Genomic DNA, 5,771 nt, shown 5'->3' on the forward strand with positions numbered 1-5,771 from the left:
TCCGGGGCTGCCGTGCAGTTCGCGCGGCTCTCCAACGTCCCCGCCTCGCTCGGTGCAGCTGACTTCCTCTTCACCACCTGAGCGCCTCGCCTGCCGCCCGGGGGCATTCGCCCCCGGGCGGCAGCACGACGTAATTGGGTGACGAGGGTACCCAGAGCCGCGACTGCCTCTGGTGAATGTCTCGGAAGCAGGCTGGAAATTCTATCCTGCCCGCCCGTTCCGTCAGTCGGAAATGGCGGGACTGGGTGCTTCATTAATCAAGGCTGAGGGCAGAGTAACCTCTCCGGCGCTTTGAAGGCGCTGAAGGCCGGAAACGATGTGCTGCGGAGCGCGGCTTCGGGGGCCTCAACAGAGGATTCCCTGCCTGTCAAGACACACGCTACGCCGCACGAGCCAGCGCTGCCCATCTGTATCTGCGGACGCCGGGAGAATGCCTCTAGCACCAAACCGGAGAGAAACTGGCGGACCCGATACGATTCGAACGTACGACCTTTGCCTTCGGAGGGCGGCGGTAAGCTCTTTCCCGCACGTTGCCGGTCATAGCCTGAGTGGGATATCATGCTGAAATCACAGCAATACCCCTGATCTGACGTTGGCTGGTGGTTCCGCGAGATGGCTGCAGTTCGCTTCCGGCTGCTTCCGTGGTGCTTCCGGCAGGCGATCGGGTCGCCAGGAGCAGAGTTGGAGCAGGCGAGTGGCAAGGCTCACAAAGCGGGTAGTCGAAGCGGCAGAGGTCCGGGCCTCCGAGTACTTCATCTGGTGTGACGAGCTGCCGGGCTTCGGCGTCCGGATCTATCCCAGCGGTCGGCGCGGCTACCTCGTCCAGTACCGGTCCTCCGGGCGCAGCCGCCGCGCCAAGATCGGCCTCCACGGCCGGCTCACCGTCGACCAAGCCCGGAAGGAGGCGATGGCGCTCCTGGGTCAAGTCGCCACGGGTAGCGACCCCGCAGAGGAGCGGGCGACCCGTCGGGCCTCCCTGACGGTGAGGGAGCTCTGCGAGCGGTATCTCGCGGCCGCGGAGAAGGGCCTCATCCTCGGGAAGGGCGGCGATCCGAAGAAGACCAGCACACTGGTCACGGACCGGAGCCGGATCACCCGCCACATCGTCCCCCTGCTCGGGAGCCGGAAAGTTGCCGACCTGACCCTGGCCGACGTCACCCGGTTCATGAGGGACGTCTCTGGCGGCAAGACGGCGCTGGTCGAGAAGACGGACCGGCTGCGGGGCAAGTCGATCGTGGTGGGCGGCAAGGGGGCGGCGGCGAGGACCGTGGGGCTGCTCGGGGGCATCCTCTCCTTCGCCGTGTCGGAGGGGGTGATCCCGTCGAACCCGGCGCAGGGGGTGAGGCGGCCGGCGGACGGGACGCGGACGGCGCGGCTGACGCCCGCGACATACCGCCAGCTCGGGAGGGCGCTCGAGGAAGCCGGGGCGGAGGGAGAGAACCCCGCCGCGCTGGCCTGCCTCTGGTTCCTGGCCCTGACGGGCTGCCGGAAGGGAGAGGGAGAGGGGCTGGTCTGGGGAGAGGTGGACGAGGCTGGCCAAGCGCTGCGGCTGCGGGACAGCAAGGAGGGCGTGTCGGTCCGGCCGCTCGGGCGGGCGGCGTGCGACGCGCTCCCGGCGCGGCCGAGTTCGGGAGGGTTCGTCTTCGCCGGGCGGCAGGCCGGCACCCGCTACGGCGGCCTGCCCGGGGCCTGGGAGCGGATCGCGAGGCGGGCCGGGCTCGGCGAGGAGGTCACGCTGCACACGCTGCGGCACAGCTTCGCCTCCACCGCCGCCGACCTGAACTACAGCGACGCGACCGTCGGCGCGATGCTCGGTCACGCGTCCGGCACAATGACGGGCCGCTACATCCACCACCTCGACGAGGTGCTCGTCGCCGCAGCCGACCGCGTCTCAGGCGAGATCTGGAGGCAGATGACGGGAGATGAGGCGGCGCCTACGTCTGTACTAGAATAAGAGCCTGTGCCCGGCCCACCGAGGCTGCTGATCTTTCACCGAAATGGTTAGCGCGGGTGCCGGAATAGTTGGCGATCGTAGAGCCCGCAAAGGTCGTCGAGCGCTTCCGGCGCGAAGACGACCTATGCGCCACGGCCGGCCTTCAGGCGGGCCGCGTGATGCGCCGAGAGGGCCGCGCCGAGCTGGTCGGCGTCAGGGCGCGTCCAGGGTCGTCGCGCATGGCGTCGTAGACCGGCGCCACCTCGTCGCGCAGCCAGCGCTCCACCGCGGCGTCGCGCTCCTGCAGGGCGCGCAGGCCGGCGGGGACCACCTCGCTGGCCGAGGCGTAGCCGCCGGCGGCGACGAGCCCGTCGACGTAGCGGGCCTGGTCGGCCGGAAGGCTGACGGTGCGCTTCTCGACGGCGGCCATGGGCGGGATCTCCTGCCGGGCGGTATGAAGGTATCATACCAGGGCCGCGGGCCGGGGTGGAAGTCCACTACATGGGATAAAGGACATTATCCTATGCAGACTGGGTGGCACTGGTGCCACGGCGGTCAACAACGATTTCCCAGGGAAATGCCGGTAGCGATGACCCGCGATGAACTGCGACAGCTGGTTGCCATTCATCTCGACCGGACCGGCGACCCCGACTCCTGGTCCGGGCAGCCCGGGGCGGTGCTGTACTCCGGCCTGGCCAGCCTGCGTCCGGGCCGCTTCTACCTGCTGGGCATCAACCCCGGCGGAATGGACGACATGGGTGGCCCGGTGATCCGCGAGAATTTGTGCGCCGACGACGGCACCAACCACTACGCTGACCAACATTGGGAAGGCGAGCCAGGAACAAGGTCGGTCTTGCAGAAACGGGTGTGCGACCTGATCGACGCCCTCGGCGTCGCGCCGCAGGATGTGCCCTCCACCAATCTCATCTTCCGGTGTTGGCCACAGATCCGGAATCTGCCCGATCGGAACGAGTGGCGACGTCGTTGCTGGGGGGTGCACGAGCACCTGCTGCGCCTGGTAAAGCCGCGCTGGATCATCTCGCTGGGATACGGTGGCTATGATGCTTTCGAGTTTCTCAAGCCAGCAGGACCCGAGCGACAGAAGCAAGCCGCTAAGACTGCCTGGTACTACGAAAGGGAGATGGACTTCGGTGAGGGGCCGCAGCCCGTAGGGGTGCTCGGTGTTGCGCACCCGGGAAAGCAGGGCTTCGTCAAGCTCAATGGAGCTGAACGGTACCCCGATGACCTGAAGGCATTCATTGCCCGGTACGTCCGCCCTGGCGAGGCCGAGGCCGGGTCGTGAGTGGTGCGGCAAGCAAGGGAGCGTCTTCCGCCATCGGCATCTTCTGGGTGCTGACCGATCCGGGCACGTCGCCGCAGGCGCTGGCCAATCTTGTTCCCCTCGGCCAGGGAGCACCTTACTGCGAGTTCCTGACCCACGGCGGCTGTTATGCGCATTGGGAGCGGCTGGCAGGGATGAGCGCTGCCGCGCTCCGCTGGCATGGTCTGCCGACGGCTCCGGCTTGGTCCTTTCAATGCTTAGACGGATTTGGATCTCCCGCGTTTCCCGTGCTGCTGAGTGGTAACAGGAGGGTCGGACGCGCAGGTAACGCGCAGGTGCTCCCTTCCGGCGGGATCTGCCCCTGCCCAAGCAGTGGATCCAGGCGCGCCGGCTCCGATGCAGCAATCCTGCGCAGCGTTCTACGGGGCGATAGGGAATGTAATCGGGTTGTTGCCGACGTTATATTCGAAGATCCACGAGGGCTCGCCGCCCCGAAGGTTGCGAGTTCGATGGCAAGGTGCCGACCCCTAACTTCATGCGATGATCCCACAATGAATTCAACGTCCCCGCTCCGCTGCGCATTCTTGCTCGATTTCGACAATATGGTCTTGGGCTTGCGTGATGGGGCCGGTCCGAAGGTGGCTCTCCGCTTTGCTGAGGAGCCGGAGGTCTGGCTTGACAGACTGATGCAAGGGAACCCGCGCCGCGCTCTGGTTCGGCGGTGCTACATGAACCCCGCAGGTTCCATCGAGGATGAGGAAAGCGGCGTCCGACGGTTCTTCAGCACCTTTCGCTGGGCATTTCAGGCAGCAGGCTTTGAGGTTGTGGATTGTCCGAAGCTGACCCGCTTGAAGAACGCCGCAGACGTGCGGATTGCCCTCGACGCTATGGAACTCGCGGCGCTACCCACGGCCCGTATCGACGAGTTCACGATCTTGTCGACGGACTGCGACTTCGTCCCGCTCCTACTTCGCCTCCGCGCTGCAGACCGATTAACACGGCTCGTCGCGCACCCCGACGTGGGTCGCGTTCTTAAAGCGTCCGCCGACACGCACATCGGCCTCGACGAGGTTGCGGCTTGGCTTGGCTGGCAGCGCGACGCTGCGGCTGTCGAGGCGGCATTTGGCCATGAGCTGGAGGATGCTGTGCTAATAACTGTTAGGGATGCGATGGCCGAGGCGCAGGCGCCCGTTCCGCTTCCTCTGCTCGGCACCGTCGTCCGAGACAGGACGGGCCGCACGATCAGAGAAAGTAACTGGGGAGGATGCGGTTCCTGGGACAAGCTCCTTGAGACCGTCGGCGGCTTCGTGCGTAGGGATGGCCCAGGTGGGGGGTTTGCCCTGCGCAGCGAATGGATTGGCGCCGTACCCACTATGGTGGGCAGCGCAGCGGCCGAGGCTCCTACTCAACGCGGCCTCGACGAGGCTGTGCTGACCGCCGTGCGTGACGTCATGGCGGCTGCGCAGGAACCCATATCTCTGCCAGCCCTGGGCTCGGCCGTAAGGAGGATAACAGGCCGCTCCCTCCGTGAGAGCAATTATGGAGGTGCAGGTTCTTGGGATAGCCTTCTGAATGCCGTTGGAGGGTTGACCCGGAAGGTAAGCCCCGGCGGCGGATTTGTGGTTCGAGACGATAGGATAGAGGAACAGGGGTGACCCCTCCAGGAAGTAGCGCCCTGGGATACATAGGCCGTCGCTGGGTAGTGTCTCAGTTTGAATTTGGCCGGTGACGGGCCCTCGTGGCTGCAGGCCATAGTCGATGACAGCCAGGACGACGAGCGTGCTGACACCGAAGCGGCCCAGGCGCTGTGACCAGCGAATACAAGCCCAGATGAACGCGATGATGCAGGTGCCGGTGCCGAGGGCCGCGCCTGGGTTCTTCCAGGCCACCAGTCCGCCGTAGATGAAGACCTGCTCCTTCGGCAAGTCGACCATAAGGAGCGGGATCCGGAAGCGATCGAAGTAGTGATAGGTGTAGCTCCGGCCGGCGAGATAGAGCCAAGTCGCATACGTCGAGCAAGCCGTGCAGCTTGCGAAGAGTGCCAACGGCTTTAGCGAGCAGGCCGACAAGCTCATTCCCCGGCTGCAGACCCTGGCGGCATAGGCGGGGAAGACCTGGGAGCTTCATCGGCAGGCCAGGCTGCGTGCGGTCGAGCGCCTGGATATGCGATTTCTCATCGACCGACAGCACCAGCGCACGATCCGGCGGATCGAGGTAGAGGCCCACGATATCCTGCACCGTGGCGGCGAACTGCGGATCGTTCGACAGTTTGAATGTCCGGACACGGTGCGGCTTTGACCCGTGCGCCGCCCAGATCCGCTGCACGCTGCGGTGGCTGACCCCGGCCGCCCTGGCCATCGTCCGTCCGGTCCAGTGCGTCGCCTCAGCCGGCGGCGCGGCGAGGGTCATTTCCACGATCCGTTCAACCGTAGCTGGTCGGCCTTGAATAACCAGCAACCTGTTGATCTGGAGCAGGAAAGTTCGGGATTTGGGATGCTGGAATTGCAGGGTTCAGTTGGAACGATGCGGTATTCCTGCGATTCTGTCAGCCATGAA

General features: G+C 65.7%; 5 protein-coding genes and 1 pseudogene. 4 read left to right on the forward strand and 2 right to left on the reverse strand.

The genetic code is table 11. From position 1 onward, the window contains the following. The first annotated feature begins 694 nt into the window (after positions 1-694). Positions 695-1,954, forward strand: coding sequence for a tyrosine-type recombinase/integrase (locus J8J14_RS24230; protein WP_209382103.1), 1,260 nt, complete (start codon positions 695-697; stop codon positions 1,952-1,954). A gap of 142 nt (positions 1,955-2,096) precedes the next feature. Here the strand turns inward: J8J14_RS24230 and J8J14_RS24235 are convergent, their stop codons facing one another. After that, positions 2,097-2,363: a ribbon-helix-helix domain-containing protein gene (locus J8J14_RS24235; RefSeq protein WP_245216142.1), complete on the reverse strand. Its 267-nt coding sequence runs from the start codon at positions 2,361-2,363 to the stop codon at positions 2,097-2,099. Between the two features lie 159 nt (positions 2,364-2,522). Between J8J14_RS24235 and J8J14_RS24240 the strand changes: the two genes are divergently transcribed. Then, positions 2,523-3,236, forward strand: coding sequence for a uracil-DNA glycosylase family protein (locus J8J14_RS24240; protein WP_209382104.1), 714 nt, complete (start codon positions 2,523-2,525; stop codon positions 3,234-3,236). Positions 3,237-3,799: 563 nt separating this feature from the next. Then, a complete protein-coding gene (locus J8J14_RS24245) occupies positions 3,800-4,870 on the forward strand; it encodes an NYN domain-containing protein (protein ID WP_209382105.1) in 1,071 nt (356 codons plus the stop codon). A gap of 466 nt (positions 4,871-5,336) precedes the next feature. Here J8J14_RS24245 and J8J14_RS24250 read toward each other — a convergent pair. Next, positions 5,337-5,642 (reverse strand): annotated as a pseudogene (locus tag J8J14_RS24250) (IS630 family transposase); the annotation flags it as partial. Here J8J14_RS24250 and J8J14_RS24255 point away from each other — a divergent pair. Further along, positions 5,589-5,771 (forward strand): hypothetical protein (locus tag J8J14_RS24255; RefSeq protein WP_209382106.1); only part of this gene is annotated, 183 nt, incomplete at its 3' end. The pseudogene J8J14_RS24250 and the gene J8J14_RS24255 sit on opposite strands and share 54 nt — an antisense overlap.

Source organism: Pararoseomonas baculiformis, from assembly GCF_017813395.1.
GTDB lineage: Bacteria > Pseudomonadota > Alphaproteobacteria > Acetobacterales > Acetobacteraceae > Roseomonas > Roseomonas baculiformis.

Coding starts and splice junctions, on each gene's coding strand:
- J8J14_RS24240 (WP_209382104.1), top strand. CDS start 2,523: ATGACCCGCGATGAACTGCGACAGCTGGTTGCCATTCATCTCGACCGG.
- J8J14_RS24235 (WP_245216142.1), bottom strand. CDS start 2,363: ATGGCCGCCGTCGAGAAGCGCACCGTCAGCCTTCCGGCCGACCAGGCC.